General features: G+C 64.0%; 15 protein-coding genes. 5 read left to right on the top strand and 10 right to left on the bottom strand.

Annotation, left to right across the window (positions count from 1 at the left end):
* Window positions 1-62: 62 nt before the first annotated feature.
* From BMW89_RS32155 to BMW89_RS32125, 7 genes are read right to left on the bottom strand one after another with little or no spacing between them, the layout of a single operon-like run.
* Window positions 63-1,865 carry a methyl-accepting chemotaxis protein gene (locus tag BMW89_RS32155; RefSeq protein WP_092034131.1) on the bottom strand — a complete coding sequence of 601 codons (1,803 nt, stop codon included), beginning with the start codon at window positions 1,863-1,865 and terminating at the stop codon, window positions 63-65.
* Window positions 1,866-1,920: 55 nt separating this feature from the next.
* Window positions 1,921-2,409 (bottom strand): chemotaxis protein CheW, encoded by a 489-nt coding sequence (locus tag BMW89_RS32150; protein ID WP_092034128.1) that lies wholly within the window; start codon window positions 2,407-2,409, stop codon window positions 1,921-1,923.
* A 36-nt stretch (window positions 2,410-2,445) separates the two neighbouring features.
* Window positions 2,446-4,143 carry a methyl-accepting chemotaxis protein gene (locus BMW89_RS32145; protein WP_092034125.1) on the bottom strand — a complete coding sequence of 566 codons (1,698 nt, stop codon included), beginning with the start codon at window positions 4,141-4,143 and terminating at the stop codon, window positions 2,446-2,448.
* A gap of 37 nt (window positions 4,144-4,180) precedes the next feature.
* Window positions 4,181-4,642, bottom strand: a complete 462-nt coding sequence (locus BMW89_RS32140) for a chemotaxis protein CheW (RefSeq protein ID WP_092034121.1) — start codon at window positions 4,640-4,642, stop codon at window positions 4,181-4,183.
* Window positions 4,642-6,705, bottom strand: coding sequence for a chemotaxis protein CheA (locus BMW89_RS32135; RefSeq protein ID WP_092034117.1), 2,064 nt, complete (start codon window positions 6,703-6,705; stop codon window positions 4,642-4,644). Before BMW89_RS32135 ends, BMW89_RS32140 begins: the two co-directional genes overlap by 1 nt.
* A complete protein-coding gene (locus tag BMW89_RS32130) occupies window positions 6,702-7,067 on the bottom strand; it encodes a response regulator (protein ID WP_008142319.1) in 366 nt (121 codons plus the stop codon). Before BMW89_RS32130 ends, BMW89_RS32135 begins: the two co-directional genes overlap by 4 nt.
* On the bottom strand, window positions 7,067-7,390 hold the full coding sequence (locus BMW89_RS32125; protein ID WP_092034114.1) for an STAS domain-containing protein: 324 nt from the start codon (window positions 7,388-7,390) through the stop codon (window positions 7,067-7,069). The genes BMW89_RS32130 and BMW89_RS32125 overlap by 1 nt, the downstream gene beginning before the upstream one ends.
* A 287-nt stretch (window positions 7,391-7,677) precedes the next feature.
* On the opposite strand from BMW89_RS32125, the gene BMW89_RS32120 reads away from it, so the two are divergent.
* The 3 genes from BMW89_RS32120 to BMW89_RS32110 all read left to right on the top strand — a co-directional run bounded on the left by BMW89_RS32120 (window position 7,678) and on the right by BMW89_RS32110 (window position 11,845).
* Window positions 7,678-8,817: a response regulator gene (locus BMW89_RS32120; RefSeq protein WP_092034110.1), complete on the top strand. Its 1,140-nt coding sequence runs from the start codon at window positions 7,678-7,680 to the stop codon at window positions 8,815-8,817.
* Between the two features lie 190 nt (window positions 8,818-9,007).
* The gene (locus tag BMW89_RS32115) at window positions 9,008-9,676 is read left to right on the top strand and encodes a hypothetical protein (RefSeq protein WP_177196473.1); all 669 of its coding nucleotides are present in this window, start codon (window positions 9,008-9,010) and stop codon (window positions 9,674-9,676) included.
* A gap of 18 nt (window positions 9,677-9,694) precedes the next feature.
* The gene (locus tag BMW89_RS32110) at window positions 9,695-11,845 is read left to right on the top strand and encodes an adenylate/guanylate cyclase domain-containing protein (RefSeq protein ID WP_092034101.1); all 2,151 of its coding nucleotides are present in this window, start codon (window positions 9,695-9,697) and stop codon (window positions 11,843-11,845) included.
* 28 nt (window positions 11,846-11,873) lie between these two features.
* Here the strand turns inward: BMW89_RS32110 and pobA are convergent, their stop codons facing one another.
* Window positions 11,874-13,046, bottom strand: a complete 1,173-nt coding sequence (gene pobA / locus BMW89_RS32105) for a 4-hydroxybenzoate 3-monooxygenase (RefSeq protein WP_092034096.1) — start codon at window positions 13,044-13,046, stop codon at window positions 11,874-11,876.
* 50 nt (window positions 13,047-13,096) lie between these two features.
* Between pobA and BMW89_RS32100 the strand changes: the two genes are divergently transcribed.
* A complete protein-coding gene (locus tag BMW89_RS32100) occupies window positions 13,097-14,002 on the top strand; it encodes a helix-turn-helix domain-containing protein (RefSeq protein WP_092034263.1) in 906 nt (301 codons plus the stop codon).
* 3 nt (window positions 14,003-14,005) lie between these two features.
* Here BMW89_RS32100 and pcaG read toward each other — a convergent pair whose 3' ends face one another.
* Together pcaG and pcaH are read right to left on the bottom strand one after the other, a co-directional pair.
* On the bottom strand, window positions 14,006-14,632 hold the full coding sequence (gene pcaG / locus BMW89_RS32095; RefSeq protein WP_092034093.1) for a protocatechuate 3,4-dioxygenase subunit alpha: 627 nt from the start codon (window positions 14,630-14,632) through the stop codon (window positions 14,006-14,008).
* A 3-nt stretch (window positions 14,633-14,635) separates the two neighbouring features.
* Entirely contained in the window at window positions 14,636-15,418 is a 783-nt protein-coding gene (gene pcaH, locus BMW89_RS32090) for a protocatechuate 3,4-dioxygenase subunit beta (RefSeq protein WP_092034090.1), read from the bottom strand.
* Window positions 15,419-15,518: 100 nt separating this feature from the next.
* Between pcaH and BMW89_RS32085 the strand changes: the two genes are divergently transcribed.
* On the top strand, window positions 15,519-16,436 hold the full coding sequence (locus BMW89_RS32085; protein ID WP_092034086.1) for a LysR family transcriptional regulator: 918 nt from the start codon (window positions 15,519-15,521) through the stop codon (window positions 16,434-16,436).
* Window positions 16,437-16,512 lie beyond the last annotated feature (76 nt).

The raw sequence follows: 16,512 nt of genomic DNA, 5'->3' as shown, positions 1-16,512 counted from the left end.
ACGCCAGCACCTGAAAACGGATCGGCCCACTGCTGAATGGCGGGCCGATCCTCTGGACGGTCTTAGCGCTGGAAATCAGCGTCGCGATCGTCCTCGCCATTGTTCATGTCGAAGGCGAAGCCGCCGCCGCCGGCAGCCTTCACGGCGCGTGCCGGCTTGCCCTGCGGCTTCCTGGCCGGACGCTCGACGGCCGCCATGGTGGCCGCCTTGGCGCGCAGCTGATTGACCGCCCGGTCGACCGGCGCGGCCGCCTGGCTGCGTCCCTGCTCGATGCGGAAATAGGCGATGGTGGACTGAAGCTGCTCGGCCTGCGAAGCGAGCTCTTCGGAAGTCGAGGACACCTCCTCCGAAGCGCTGGCGTTCTGCTGGCCGACCTTGTCGAGCTGCTGGATCGCCTGGTTGATCTGGGCCGAACCGACGTCCTGCTCGCGGCAGGCTGCCGTAATCTCTTCGACCAGCTCCGCCGTCCGCTTGATGTCAGGCACCAGCTTGGACAGCATATTCCCAGCTTCCTGCGCGACCTTGACGGTTTCCGTCGACAGCGTCCCGATCTCGGCGGCGGCCGCTTGGCTGCGTTCGGCAAGTTTGCGCACTTCGGAGGCAACCACCGCAAAGCCCTTGCCGTGCTCGCCGGCGCGCGCGGCTTCGACTGCCGCGTTGAGCGCGAGCAGGTCCGTCTGGCGCGCGATCTCCTGCACGATCGTGATCTTCTCAGCGATGGTCTGCATCGCGTTGACGGCGCGGCCGACCGCGGCACCGCTGGCTTCCGCATCCTTGGCGGACTGCGCGGCGATCTTCTCGGTCTGGTTGGCATTGTCGGCGTTCTGCTTCACGTTCGAAGCCATCTCCTCCATCGAGGAAGACGCTTCTTCCGCGGACGAGGCCTGCTCGGTCGCGCCCTGCGAGAGCTGCTCGGCGCTGGCGGACAGCTCCTGGCTGCCGGCGGAGACGTTCTGCGCGGCAGTCAGGGCCTCCGATACGATCTGCCGGAGTTTTTCCACCATGCGCTCGAGCGCGAGGCCGAGTGTATCCCTGTCCGACAGCGGCTTGGCTTCGACCGTGAGATCGCCCTGTGCGATCTGGTTGGCCAGCGCCGCCGTCGCATTCAGATTGACCGTCATCGCGTTCAGGGACTTGATGAGATCGCCGATCTCGTCATTGCTGGAGGCATTGATCTTGTGGCTGAGATCGCCGATCGCCACCGCATCGGCGAGGCCCACGGCCTGCGCCAGCGCGCGGCTGATGTTCATCGCGATCCAGGTCGCCGAAACAACGGCGATCAAGAGTGAAGCGATGACCAGGCTCAGCAGCAGCATTTCGGCACGGGCACCGTCCTGCTTGGACTGCTCGGCCTGCTCGGCCATGTTCTTCTTGACGTTCTTGATATAGCCGTCGGCCGCCTCCAGGGCGTCCGCGACGACCTTGCGGCCGTCATGCATGGACCGGTCAAGGGCCTTCGGCTTGTCGGCTTTCGCGAGCCTGACCGTCTCGTCCTGGTAGGCGTTCAGCTTGGCGAACGCCACGGAGAAATTCTCCATCAGCTTCTTGCCGCTTTCGCTGGCCGCAGCGGTAATCTCGTCCTTGGACTTGGTGAGCGCTTCGCGGTTCTTGGCGAGGTCGGCTAGGAACTGATCGTATTCCGCGTCACTCGCCGCGAGGATCGAGTTCTTTTCGCCGCGGACCAAGAGCAGGACGCCTTCCTTGAGCTCTGCGGCCTTCTCCATCCGGCCGGCGCGGTTGACCAATTGCTCGGTCGTCCCCACCATGTCGGAGAGTTTCAAGTAGCCGACCGCACCGGCGATCATGGACAGCAGGATGACGACGCCGAAGGCACTGGCAAGCTTGGCTTTGACGGTGAATCTCATGTCAGTCTCGTTGGTTCGAATTGGGGTGCTTACGCTTGACCACGCATTTGCTAACTCAGGCGGCGCGGGATGAATCCGCGGCCACGCTACGTTCTTCCGGGATCTCGTCGTTCGCCATCAGCTTGGCGAGGTCGAAGATCACCACGAATTTCTCGCCCTTGCGGCCGATGCCGGCGGCATAGTCGGATTGCCACTTACCGCCGACCTCGGGGATGGGCTCGATCGCCTGCTCGTCGATGTCGGTGACCTCGAACACGCAATCGGCGACGAAGCCGACGCCGACCAGACGGTCCTTCATCGGCACGTCGAGGATGATGATGCGGGTCGCCTCGGTAGCCGGCACGGCTGGCAGGCCGAGCTTGGTCCTGAGATCGACGATCGGATAACCGCTACCCCGCACGTCGATCATGCCGAGCAGGAAGTTCGGCGCGTGCGGCAGCCGCGAGATCGGCCGCATGTCGAGAATCTCCCGGACATTGCGGATGCTGATGCCGAACGTCTCGCCGGCGAGCCCGAGCGTCAGATATTGCGAGGTTGCGGCCATGATGCAGTCCAGGGTCAGATGGTTTTCAAATTGCGGTCAGCGTTGGAACTCGGCGTCGCGGTCGTCTTCGCCGTCCTGCATGTCGAACGCAAAACCGCCGCCGTTCGCCGCCTTCAGCGCACGTGCGGGTTTGCGGACCGGAGCGGGCTTCTTTGCACTGCGATCAGCAGCCGCCATGGTTGCGGCCTTGGCGCGGAGCTGACCGACCGCGCGGTCGATCGGCGCGGGCGCGGCCCTTTCGTTGCGAGCGGCGCTCTCAATGCGGAAGAACGAGATGGTCGACTGAAGCTGCTCGGCCTGCGAGGCGAGCTCTTCCGAGGTCGAGGACACCTGCTCGGAGGCGCTGGCGTTCTGCTGGCCGACCTTGTCGAGCTGCTGGATCGCCTGGTTGATCTGGGCAGAACCGACGTCCTGCTCGCGGCAGGCCGCCGTGATCTCCTGGACCAGCTCGGCAGTCTTCTTGATGTCGGGGACGAGCTTGGACAGCATGTCGCCGGCTTCCCGGGCGACCTTGACGGTTTCCGTCGACAGCGTGCCGATGTCGGCGGCTGCCGCCTGGCTGCGTTCGGCGAGCTTGCGCACCTCGGAAGCCACGACCGCAAAGCCTTTGCCGTGCTCGCCGGCACGCGCGGCCTCGACCGCCGCATTGAGGGCGAGCAAGTCGGTCTGGCGTGCGATCTCCTGCACGATCGTGATCTTCTCGGCGATGGTCTGCATCGCCTGGACGGCGCGGCCGACGGCGACGCCGCTGGCTTCGGCATCCTGGGCCGATCGCGCGGCGATCTTCTCGGTCTGGTTGGCATTGTCGGCGTTCTGCTTCACGTTGGAGGCCATCTCCTCCATCGAGGAGGAGGCTTCTTCCGCGGACGAGGCCTGCTCGGTCGCACCCTGGGAGAGCTGCTCGGCGCTGGCCGATAGTTCCTGGCTGCCGGCGGAGACGTTCTGCGCCGCGGTCAAGGCCTCCTGGACGATCTGCTGGAGCTTTTCGACCATCAAGTTCAGCGATTTGACGAGATCGCCGATCTCGTCATTGCTGGAGACATTGATCGTCTGACTGAGATCTCCGTTAGCCACCGCACCGGCAAGGTTGACCGCGCGGCCGAGCGAACGGCTGATCGAGATCGAAATCCAGAGAGCCGCTATAATCGCGACGATCAGCGAGACGCCGAGCAGCGTCATCAGCAGGAACTGCGCCTGATGCCCCTCTTCCTTCGACTGAACGGCCTGGTCAGCCATCTGCTTCTTGGTGTTCTCGACATATGCGCCCATGGACTCGAGCGCCTCGTTCACAACCTTGCGGCCCTCGTTCATCGAACGCTCGGTCGCCTTGGCCTTGTCGGTCTTAGCAAACCGGATCGTCTCTTCCTGATAGGCATTCATTTTGGCAAAGGCCACGGCAAAGCCGTCGAGCAACTTCCTGCCGGACTCGCTCGCCAGCGCATAGACTTCGTCCTTGGTCTTCAGGGCTGACTCGCGACGCTTGGCGGCGTCGGCGGCGGCCAGTTCGACTTCGCTTTCGTTGCCGATGATGGCGTTCTTTTCCGCGCGAAGCTGGATGAGAATATCCTTCTCGACCTCCATCGCCTTTTCCATGCGCTTGGCGCGCAGGACCATGCTGTCGGCGGTCGCCATCATGTCGCCAAGCTTCGTGTAGGCGACGCCGCCCGCAACCATGGACAGGACGATGACAACACCGAACGCGCTGGCAAGCTTTGCCTTGACCGTGAATCTCATATCCAGCCCCTAACCCAGTCTCGCCCGAGACTTCATGTCAATTCAGAATGCGTTCCATGTTGGGAACGATGACGAACTCTTCACGCCATTTGGCGATGAAGCGAATGAACTCCGGCTTCCAGTGCATGCCGACGCGCGGCGTCTGCTGCACGTCAGCCTGCGAAATCTCGGTGACCTCGTAGACCTTGTCGGCGGTGACGCCGACCAGCACCGGCTCGCCGTCGAGCTGAAGCTCGATGACGACGATGCGCGTGTCGGCCGAATTCTCCGGCTGCGGCATGCCGAAGCGGATACGCAGGTCCGCAAGCGGAATGACGTTGCCGCGCACGTTGATCACGCTGGGAACAAAGGCCCGCGCGCCGGCGACCTTGGTCACGGGCACGGGATCGATGATCTCGCGCACAAGGCCCGCGTCGAGCGCGAATTTCTCCTCGCCGAGCCCGATCATCACGACCTGCATCGCGTCGGCTTGATGCTCGCCCGTCTGTCCCTCGGTCATCACGCCGCCTCGCTGATGTGCTGCTTCTCGACCTTCGACTGCGCCAGCGTGACGAGCTGCGCGACATCGAGGATCAGCGCCGCCGTGCCGTCACCCAAAATGGTCGCGCCTGAGAAGATCGTGACGTCGGAGTGCAGCTTGGAGAGCGACTTGATCACGGTCTGGTGGTTGCCGATGATCTGGTCGGCGACGAGACCGACGTGTGTCTCGCCGGTCGAGATGATGATCGTCTTCTGATGCCGGTCGGGCGTGCCCGACGCAGTCATGATCTCGCGCAGCCTCAAGAACGGCACGAGATTGCCGCGGACGTTGAGGAAGTTGCGGCCGCGGGAACGCTCGTCCTCGGCGGTCAGCTCGATGCATTCCTCCACCGCCGACAGCGGAATGATGTAGCGGCCTTCGCCGACACGGATCAAAAGACCTTCGATGATCGCCAGCGTCAGCGGCAGGCGCAGCGTCACCGTGGTGCCCTGGCCCGGCCGGGTCGACAAATCGATCGTGCCGCGCATGTTCTCGATGGTGCGCTTGACCACGTCCATGCCGACGCCGCGACCTGACAACGCCGAGATGGTCTGCGCGGTCGAGAAGCCCGGGTGGAACAGGAACTGGTGGATCTCGTGATCGGTCAGCACGGCGCCGGCGGCAATCAGCCCCTGCTCTTCCGCCTTGGCGCGGATGCGCGCGGTGTTGAGGCCGCCGCCATTGTCCCTGACGGTGACGAGCACCTGCGCGCCGGAATGAACGGCGGCGAGCTCTATCCGGCCCTGCTCGGTCTTGCCGTTGGCGGAGCGGGTCGCGGTGTCCTCGATGCCGTGGTCGATGGCGTTGCGGATCAAGTGCACCAGCGGATCGGCCAGGCACTCGATCATGGTCTTGTCGAGCTCGGTATCCTCGCCCGTGGTGACGAAGTCGACCGGCTTGGACAGATCGCGCGACAGATCATGGATCAGGCGGCGGAAGCGACCGAACAGCGAGCCGATCGGCACCATGCGCGCACCCATCGTGGTATCGCGCAGACTGGAGGCGAGGCGCTCGATTTCCTCGGCGATCATCTTGATCGAGAGATCCGAGCCGGACGAGGCGAGCTGGGTCAGCCGCGCCTGGGCGATGACGAGTTCGCCGACCCGGTCCATCAACTCGTCGAGACGCTCGGCCTGGACACGGACGGTGGCGATGCCGCGGTCGTCGCGCTTGCCCTCGGGCTTCGGTTCAGCTTTGGGCTCCGCCTTGGCGACGGGCTGCTCGGCGACGGGCGCAGCAACAGCCTCGACCATCGGCGCCGGCATCTCGGCCACCGGGGCCGGCTCCTCGTCGAGCAACTGGAACAGCGGCATCGGCGCGGGCGCTTCGACATGTTCCAGCGGCGAGAGCGTCAGCTTCATCTCGTCCGAGACGAACATGAAGACGTCGTCGATTGCGTCCTTGTCGCAGGCCGCGTGCAGCTTGACGTCCCACTTGAGATAGCAGTCTTCCGGATCCATCTCATCGAGGAACGGGATGCCGTCGGTCACGGGCACGACGAAACACGGGCCGAGCTTGCAAAGGTCTTCCAGCAGGTCGAGCGGGTTCGAGCCGTTGCGCAGGATGTGGGATTCGAATTCCAGATAAAGGTGCCAGCCGGCCTGCTTGCTCGCGGCGGGCGCCAGCGGCGGCGCTTCGGCAATTTCAGCCACGGGAGCGGCGGGCTGGTCGGGAAACACGTAGCGCTTGAGATCGTCGAGAATGGCTTCGCCGATGATGTCGTCGGTCGATTGCGGGTCCTCGATCAGCGCGCGGATATAGTCCTTGGCCGCAAGCGCGACCGAGATCAAATCCTGCGTCGGCTTGATCTCGCCCTTGCGGACGCGATCGAAGGCGGTCTCGAATTCATGGGTGAAGGAGGCGACCTTGTCGAAGCCGAACATGGCGCCCGAGCCCTTGATCGTATGCAGGGCGCGGAAGGCGGAATCGACCAGCTCGCGGTCGTCGGGACGCTGGCCGAGATCGAGCAAGGCCCCTTCCAGGACCTCGAACAGCTCGCTGGCTTCCTGGCGAAAGACCTCGGTCGGGTCCATCGCGCTCATGCACGCACCAGCTTGCCGACGACGGCGAGCAACTGCTCGGGCTTGAACGGCTTGGTGATCCAGCCGGTGGCGCCCGCGCTCTTGGCTTCCTGCTTCACCGTGTCGTTGGATTCGGTGGTCAGGAACACGATGGGCATGCCGACCGCGCTCGGCAGCTTGCGCAGTGCCCGGATCAGCTCCAGCCCGTTCATGACAGGCATATTAAGATCGGTGATGACGAGGTCGAGCTTGCCGGCCTGCGCCTTCGCGAGCCCTTGCGCGCCGTCGCCGGCCTCGATCACGTTGTGACCGGCCGGCTCGAGCACGACCTTGATCATCTGCCGAATGCTGGGGGAATCGTCGACCGTGAGAATCGTGGCCATTAGGTGCCATCTTTCTTTTGCGGGAAATGCTGATCGATCATCGCCTCGCTGGCGAAGCCGGCGCGGCGAAGCGTGTTGCGCAGTGACTGAGAGAATGATGTGAGCACCACCGGGCGGCCCTGGGCCTCGCCCGTCCTGGCGGTCGACAGCAGAAGCTGGATCGACGTCACGTCGGCCTTGTCGACGCTCGAACAATCGATCTCGAGCCGGTCCTGCCGGCTGAAAGCTTCGCGGATCAGATCATAGACATTGCGGATCGCAGCGATGCTGCAATCCGCAGGCAGCCGTAGGGACCACTTCGGCTCCGTAGCATCAGACGACATTCGTCCCCCAAATTTCCTCGGGACTCGTTGCACGTATGGCGCGAATCCCGCGCGACGACTATTCGGGACGGAGAGTGTGCAAACCCCTAATGGGCATCACCGTACAACTACGGGTCACATATCGAAGAACTTCGCGCATGCATGCAGACGTGCATGGCCCGCTCAATTCTCATGCGCCACGCGCAGTCTCGAGGCAGTTTGCGACGGCCCAAACGTTTGCTCCACGTTAAATCGTAAAGGCTATTCGTTGAGGTCATGCCTCGCCATCCGAACGAGACCGGCCGCCGATGCTGACCCAAGCGCTTCTGGTTGACGACAGCCGCTCTGTCCTCAATTTCCTGAAACGACATATCGAAGCCGAAGGTCTGGTCGAGGCCACGACCTTCCTCGATCCCGTCGAGGCGCTGGCCTGCGCACGCGAGCGCGTGTTCGACCTCGTGCTGGTCGACTACGAGATGCCGCATATGGACGGCATCAGCTTCATCCGCGCCTTCCGCGCCCTGCCCGGCTGCGCCGATACCCCAATCGCGATGATCACGTCGCGACAGACCGACGACGTCAAGATGGAAGCGCTGCAGGCTGGTGCAACCGATTTCTTACCGAAACAGCCACAAAGCGTCGAGATGACGGTGCGCCTGCGTAATCTGGTGCACCTCGGTGCAGCCGTACGCAAGCAGAACGACCGCGCCGCGGATCTGGCGAGCGCCGTCGCCGCCGCGACCCAAAAGCTCGGCGAGCGCGAGGAAGAGATCATCCTGCGGCTCGCGCTCGCAGTCGAGTACCGCGACAACGACACCGGCGAGCACACGCTGCGGGTCGCCCGCTACAGCCGCATCATCGCCGAGCAGCTCGGCCTGCCGCCCCGGCTCTGCCGCGACATCTATCTCGCCGCCCCCCTGCACGACGTCGGCAAGGTCGCTATCCCCGACAAGATCCTGCTCAAGCCCGGCAAGCTGACCGACGATGAGATGGCGGTGATCCGCACCCACGCCACGATCGGCGAGAAAATCCTGGCGGACTCCAGCTGCGAGCTGATCCAGCTCGGTGCGCAAATTGCCGCAGGCCACCACGAGCGTTGGGACGGCGCGGGCTATCCTGATGGCCTCAAGGCAGACGAGATCCCGGTTGCCGCGCGCGTGGTCGCGGTTGCCGACGTCTTCGACGCCCTGACGACGCGGCGGCCATATAAAGAGCCGATGCCGCTGGACGTCGCGCGCAGCTATCTGGTCGAGAACCAGGGCCGGCAGTTCGATCCGGCCTGCGTCGAAGCTTTCTTGTCGCGCTGGGACGAGGTCGTGGAGATCGCCGCCGGACAGCAGGCGACGCCATTCCAGAAGACCGAGGCTCCACGAGCTCCTATTATGGAGTGTGCGGCCGAGAACCGTCCGGTCGAGGCTCCCGCGCCCGAGGCCGTTCCGGCCGACTGACCTGATCAATCCGGGCAAGAGCTTGCCGCGGCTCCGTTTTCTCCGGTCGCCGGTTTGAACCCGTTGCTGCTAAAGTGGCACCAATATCTAAAAGAGTGATTCTGGTCACACTTGCCTGGGCGCGCGGCTGCTAAACACCGAACCAGGACGGGGACCGGCAAAACATCGATCGAACTGGATGAGTATTCCCATGAAGAGCCTGATCGGCGCCGTTGTCGGCGCGTTCTGTCTTGCAGCCCCCGCTTTGGCGGAGACCCCGGCCGCGATCGTCGAGGACGTCCAAGGTAAGGTCGACGGCATCGCGTTCATGGACTATGTGGCGCCGGGCAAGATCATCAAGCTCGGCCCGAAGGCGAGCGTGACGCTCAGCTATCTCAAATCCTGCGTGCGCGAGACCATCAGCGAAGGCGTCGTTCTGGTCGGCGCCGAGCAGAGCACCGTGCAGCTCGGCGACGTGAAGCGGGACAAGGTGCCCTGCGACACCAATGCGGCGCAGCTCTCCGAGCGCGAGGCGAACCAGAGCGCGGCGACCACCTTCCGCACCATGCGATCCGATGCGAAGGGCGCGCAGTCAAAGCTACCCACGATCTACGGCGTTGCGCCGCTGGTGCAGGCCAAGAGCGGCAGCACGCTGGTGATCGAACGCACCGACGGCAAGGAACCCAGCATCAGCGTGCCGCTCAAGAATGAGATCATGGTCGGCGGCAAGTTCTATGACTTTGCCAAGGCCGGGAAGTCGCTGACCCCGGGCGGCAGCTATCTCGCCATTCTCGGCACCAAGCGGTACGCCTTCCAGGTCGACGCCAGCGCCACGTCATCGCCGACGCCGATCGTCGGCCGCCTGCTGCGGCTCGAATAGGCGGCCTAGCGACAGGCGATGCGGCGGATCGGTGGGCGGGACTTCGTTGCGGCGATCCTGATCGCGCTCCTCGCGGGCGCGGTCTTCACGTCTCCGCCGCTTCAGAGCCTGCAAGGTCTCTCGCTTGACATCCTCACGGCGATACGCGGCACGATCATCGGCGACAGCCGCGATCCCTCGACATCACCGGTCGTCGTCGTCGCGATCGACGGAGAGACCTACGACACACCGCCGTTCAAGGGATCGCCGACACAGACCTGGACGCGCGAGATCGGCCGGGTGCTCACCAGCATCGCCGACGGCGGCGCCAAGGTGATCGGCTTCGACGTCATATTTCCAAGCTCGATCGAGCAATCGGAGATTTCCTTTGGAGACGGGCCGATCGGCGCCCGCATGAAGGGCTTTGACCGGGACTATCTGATCGCACTGCGGAAGCTTTCCGACAACGGCAAGCTGGTGCTCGGCGAGATCCTCAGCAATGACCATCCGGATGTGCCTTACCCCGCACAGCGACTTGCGGTGAGAAACAATGTCCGCGCCCTCAACGTTCACACCGACACCGACGACGTGATCCGGCGGATGCCTCTGAGCTTTTCCATCGGCGACAAACAGGTGCCCGCCATGGGCGTCGAGCTGGCTGTGCACGCACTCGGTGCAGCGCCGCAGACCGCGCCGTCTGGCGCAACGATATTGTCCGGCTACGCCATCCCAAGCGCAGTGCCGAACACGCTGACGCTCAACTACCGTGGCATGGGCCGCGACATCCCGACCTATTCTTTCGCCGACCTGCGGGCCTGCCTCGAAAAGGGCGACAGCGATTTCTTCCGTCGCGCCTTCGACGGCAAGGTCGTGCTGCTCGGTACCATCCTCAACTTCGAGGACCGCAAGCTGACCTCGATGCGACTGTCCGGCGGATATGACGGAACGCCCGCTGCGCGATGCGCCCTGCCCGCGCCGATAAGCCGCGTACAGAAGGCGCGTAGCGACGTCGCAGGCGTGTTCGTGCATGCCACCGTCGTGCGAAACCTGATCGAGCACGACGCCGTGACCGAGCTCGGGTTTCCCATACGGACCATTCTCACTGTCGCGTTTGCCGCCGTCATCGCCTTCGCAGCCTGCATGCTCGCGCCGGGCGGCGCGATGATCACCTGGCTCGGCCTTACGGCTATTTACACGGCCGTGGCCGTCGCCGCGTTCGTTCATGCCTTGGCGCTGCCGCTCACCGAACCCGCGCTCGCGAGCCTCGCAGCACTCGCGATGATGATCGGCTACCGCTTTGTGCTGGCCGATCGCGACGAGCGCTTCCTGCGCAGGAGCTTCGCCTTCTATCTCGCGCCCGAAGTCATCAACACCATGGTCGCCTCCGGCAAGATGCCGGCGCTCGGCGGCGAGATGCGCAACGTCACCATGTTCTTTTCCGATCTCAGCGGCTTTTCCTCCATTGCCGAGACGATGACACCGGGCGAGCTGGTCACGCTGATGAACGAATATCTCTCGGCGATGACCGACATCATCGAAAGCCATGGCGGCTATATCGACAAATATATCGGCGATTCCATCGTCGCCATGTTCGGCGCACCGGCCGACGATCCCGCCCACGCGCGCAACGCCGTCCATGCCGCGCTGAAGTGCCACGAGAAGCTCGCAGAGCTCAATGCGAGCAGCGCCGCGTTCGCCGGCCGCGGCCTATCGCACCGCATCGGGCTCAACAGCGGCGAAGCCGTGGTCGGCAATATCGGCTCGCGCCGCCGCTTCAACTACACCGTGATGAGCGACACCGTGAACGTCGCCTCGCGGCTGGAAGGCGCCAACAAATATTACGGCACCGCGATCATGGCGTCGGAGACGACCATGGCGCAGAGCGGCGGCACTTTTGCCTGGCGCGAGCTCGATGCGATCAGGGTGATGGGCCGCTGCGAGGCGATCAAGGTGTTCGAGCCGCTGGCCGACAAGAGCGCGGGAAGTACTGAGCAGACAAAGGTCGCCGCAGCGTATGCGGTGGGACTGGCCTACTGGCGCGCACGCGAATTCGCCAAGGCGGCTGATGCGTTCGACGGGATAGCGAAGATTGATCCTGCGTCATCAATGTTCGCGAAGCGCGCGAAAGCTCTCGCCGCTAATCCACCGTCGCCGGAGTGGACGCCGGTCAACACGCTCGAAGGGAAGTAGCCGGGAGCACCAGTTTCCCCTCTCCCAGCTAAAACGGCAACCCCACATAATTCTCCGCGAGCAGGCGCTGCGCCGTCTCGGACGAGAGCAGATATTCCAGCTCCGTCTGTTGAAGCCTGTCTTCATACTCGGAGCGGTCAGGAAACCGATGCAGCAGCATCGTCATCCACCACGAAAAGCGCTGCGCTTTCCATATCCGCGCCAGTGCCTTGACGGAATAGCCTTTGAGCCCGGAATCATCGCCGCGCTGATAATGCGCGAGCATGGCGTGATAGAGATAATAGATGTCGGATGCCGCGCTGTTCAGCCCGCGTGCGCCGGTCGGCGGCACGATGTGGGCGGCATCGCCGGCGAGGAACAGGCGGCCATAGCTCATCGGCTCGGCGACGAAGCTGCGCAGCGGCGCGATGCTCTTCTCGATCGAAGAGCCCGTGATCAGGCGGTCAGCGACCTCGCCCGGCAGGCGGCGCTTCAGTTCGGTCCAGAACGCGTCATCGCTCCAGTCCTCCACCCTGTCGGTCAGCGGCACCTGGATGTAGTAGCGGCTCAACACCTGCGAACGCAGAGAACACAGCGCAAAGCCGCGCTCGTGCCTGGCATAGATCAGCTCCGATGACACCGGCTTGGTGCGCGACAGCACCCCTAACCAGCCGAACGGATAGACCTTCTCGTATTCGCGCAGCACGTCCTTCGGAATCGATCTGCGGCTGACACCGTGAAAACCGTCGGCGCCAACGATGTAGTCGCAATCGACGCGAACGATCTCGTCGTTCGTCCGGTAAGTCACGTAGGGGCAGTCCGACGCCAGATCATGCGGCGTCACGTCCTCGGCGTTGTGCACGACCTTCCCGCCGAGGCGGTCGCGCGCCTCGTAGAGGTCACGCGTCAGTTCGGTCTGGCCGTAGACCAGCACCGAATTGCCGCCGGAATGCTTGTGCAGGTCGATATGGGAGAGCACGCCCTCATGGGCGATCTCGAAGCCGTTGTGGATCTCGCCTTCACGGTCCATCCGCTCGCCGCATTGCGCCTCGCGCATCAGTTTTGCAAAGCCGTGCTCGAGCACGCCGGCGCGGATACGGGCCAACACGTGATCGCGGCTGTATTTCTCCAGCACGATGGTGTCGATGCCTTTCAGGTGCAGCAGTTGGGACAGCAGCAGCCCGGATGGCCCACCGCCAATGATGCAGACCTGAACTTTCATTTTGCGTCCTCCCGTCACTGCGCTTTTTGCAGATCCAGAGCCGCAAACCGATGGAGGCTTTTGCCTTTATCTTGTACTATTCGAACATGAGAAGCGCAGCCTCCGCCCCGGCAATCCGGGTCTACAATCTGTTCGGCGAGTCCGGCGACCTGCCCGATGTCGTGCATTGCGAGACGATTGCGTCCCGCTCGGTGCTGCACGACTGGACGCTGGCCGTGCACCGGCACGCCCGGCTGCACCAGGTGCTGCTGATCGAGCGCGGGGGCGGCGAGGCAACGCTCGACGGACGTGTGGTGCCCTTGAAGCCGATGCAGATCGTCAACGTGCCGGTCGGACACGTCCACGGCTTCCGCTTCGTGCCCGAGACCCAAGGCTGGGTGCTGACCATCGCCGCCGAGATTCTCGACGAGGCACTGCTTGCCGCTGAAGGCCTGCGCGCAGCCCTGTCGCGATCAACCGTGGTGCGCGGCACGCCGCAGATCCGCGCCACCATGAAGCAGATTTTTTCCGAACACGCCGCGCGCGACTTCGGCCGTGCGCATGTGCTGCGCGCCCTGTCGGCAGCCATGATCGGGCTGGTCGCCCGCGCACTCACGAGCGAGAGCAGTAGCAATGGCACGGCGGAAAGCGGATTGTTCCGCCGCTTCGAGGCACTGATCGAGCAGCACCATCTGAAACGCTGGAGCGTTGCGGACTACGCGGGTGCGCTGTCGATCACGCCGACCCATCTCAACCGGGTGACGCGGGCGGCGACCGGCGACACCGCCTCACATTTGATCCTCAACCGCCTGATCCGCGAGGCGCGGCGCAACCTCGTCTATACCAATTTGCCGGTCTCGACGATTGCCTACGCGCTCGGCTTCGAGGACCCCGCTTATTTCAGCCGCGTCTACGCCGCGGCCACGGGATTGTCGCCGCGCGCCTTTCGCGCACAGCTCCATGGCGATGAGACGTAGACCTCAGACGTCGAAGAACACCGTCTCGTCCGACCCCTGCAAATTAATCGTGAAGGAGTACACGACCTTGCCGCCGCGCTCGCCGCGCGTGGCGATCAGCGTCTTGCGGCGTACCGGCGGCTCGACCAGATTGAGTACGGGATCGGCGGCGTTGGCGGCCTCTTCATCCGAGAAATAGAGCCGCGTGTTGAGACCGATATTGATGCCGCGCGCGACGATCCAGACATTGACGTGCGGCGCGCATTTGCGCCCCGTCTTGTCGGTCATGCCGCCGGGCTTGATGGTCTCGAACGTGACGACGCCGCTTTCGAAATCCGAGCCCCCGCGGCCCCAGCCGCGGAAATCTCGCTCCAGCGCGCCGGCCGACCGGTCCGCCGGATGGTTGTAGCGGCCGGCCGCATTGGCCTGCCAGATTTCGAGCAGCACGTCGCGCAGCGGCGAACCGCTGCCGTCGATCACCTTGCCTTCCAGCGTGACCCGTTCGCCTTGCGTGTTCGGCGTCACCAGCACGTTGGAAAAGTTCTTCTCGAAAATGTCGAAGCCGGCCATAGCCGGGATCAACCCGATATGGACGTAGGGGCCAGCGGTCTGCGAGGCGGTTTCCTTGAGATAGTCGAGCGGCTGCGGCATGGCTCAATTCCCCGCGGTGCGATTTTCAAAATAGGTGGAGCGCTGGCCGCGCAGGACGATGTCGAAGCGGTAGGCGAGCGAGTCGAATGGTGTCGAGGCGTTGAGGTCGAGCGGCGCCACGAGGCGGTCGAGCGCATCCTTGTCCGGGATCGTCGTCAGGATCGGGCAGACCGGAATCAGAGGATCGCCCTCAAAGTACATCTGCGTGATCAGGCGCTGGGCAAAGCCCGAGCCGAACACCGAGAAGTGGATGTGGGCCGGGCGCCAGCTGTTGACGAAATTGCGCCAGGGATAAGGGCCCGGCTTCACGGTGCGGAAATAATAATAGCCCGTATCGTCCGTCAGCGCGCGGCCGCAGCCGCCGAAATTCGGATCGACCGGGGCGAGATAGGTGTCCTTCTTGTGCCGGTAGCGACCGCCGGCATTGGCCTGCCAGAACTCGACCAGCGTGTTCGGCACGCCGCGGCCGGTCTCGTCCAGCACACGGCCATGGACGATGATGCGCTCGCCGATGGGATCGCCGTCCTTGGCGTAGTTGCGGATCAGATCGTTGTCGAGCGGCCCGAGATCGTTATGGCCGAACACGGGGCCGGTGACCTCCGAAACCGAGCTCTCGATCGACAGCAGCGCCTGGCGCGGCGAGCGCAGCACCGAGGATTTATAGCCGGGCGCATACGCCGGCGGATGGACAGAGCGGTCGCGCTGGAAGAAGCCGCCGTCGCGCGGCGTGAACGGTTCGGGGCGGTTGAGGCGGGGATCCCTTAAGGCTGGCGCCTGGGCGTTCATCGTGTCTCTCCCTGTGGCGCCCCGGTCCGGGTACGCGGCTTATCGGGAGATCATGGGCTGGCCTATTCCATAGATAAATAGATCGATTATAATATATTTCATGAAAAAAATCGATCATTTGGCGCTCGACGGCCACGCCCTCGAACTATTCCTGGCCGTGCTGGAGGAAGGCTCGGTGACGGCAGCCGCGACGCGCCTCGGCCTCACGCAATCCGCGGTCAGCCACGCCCTGAACAAGCTGCGGCGGATCGCCGGCGATCCGTTGTTCGCGAAATCCGGCCGCGGCATCGTCGCCACCGCCCACGCGCAGGCGCTGGCCGCCAAGGCGCGCGCACTGATCGACGAGATGCGCAGCTTTGCCGGCGGCGTAACCTTCGAGCCTGCCCTCGCACAACTTTCACTGACGATCGCCGCCAATGATTTCCAGCGCGATTTGCTGCTGCCGCGGTTCTTCGATCACGTCGCCGGACAGGTGAAGGGCCTGAACCTGCGCGTGATCCCATCGCAGTCGCCCTCGCCCGCGATGCTGCGCGAAAACCGCTGCGACCTCCTGATCACGCCGTTGCCGCCGTCCGGCATCGACATCGTGCAGAAGCGGCTGCTCAGCGATCACTACGTCTGCTACTACGATCCAAAGGCGCGTGCGGAACCTGCCGGCCGCAGCGCTTATCTCGCCGCGCGCCATATCACCGTCGTCTATACCGACAATGAACGGCTCGATTTCGACCGGAGGCTCGCGGCGAACGGCTTCCATCGCGACATCGCCATCTCCGTGCCGAGCTTTTCCGGCGTACCGTCCTTCCTGCGCGGTTCGCAGATGCTGGCGAGCATGCCGAGCCTGCTCGCTTCCGGCGTGATGCGCGGCTTCGCGCAAACGCGGATACCGCTGGCCTCGCGCACGCGCACGCTGGCGGAGTTGCCGATGTTCATGGTCTGGCACCAGCGCTACCAGAAAGACCCGGCGCACCGCTGGATGAGAGCACAACTGGAGACTGTGGCGGCGACGGCCGGAGCCTGAGTGTCGGGCGCCGATTGCGAATGCCCGTTAACACCAAGCCTATTGGATGCACTGCAAGGACTACGCTAGGATTTCC

The organism is Bradyrhizobium sp. OK095 (assembly GCF_900109945.1).
GTDB lineage: Bacteria > Pseudomonadota > Alphaproteobacteria > Rhizobiales > Xanthobacteraceae > Bradyrhizobium.
Note: the sequence above shows the minus strand (reverse complement) of the source record. Positions and strands in the feature narration are given on the sequence as shown.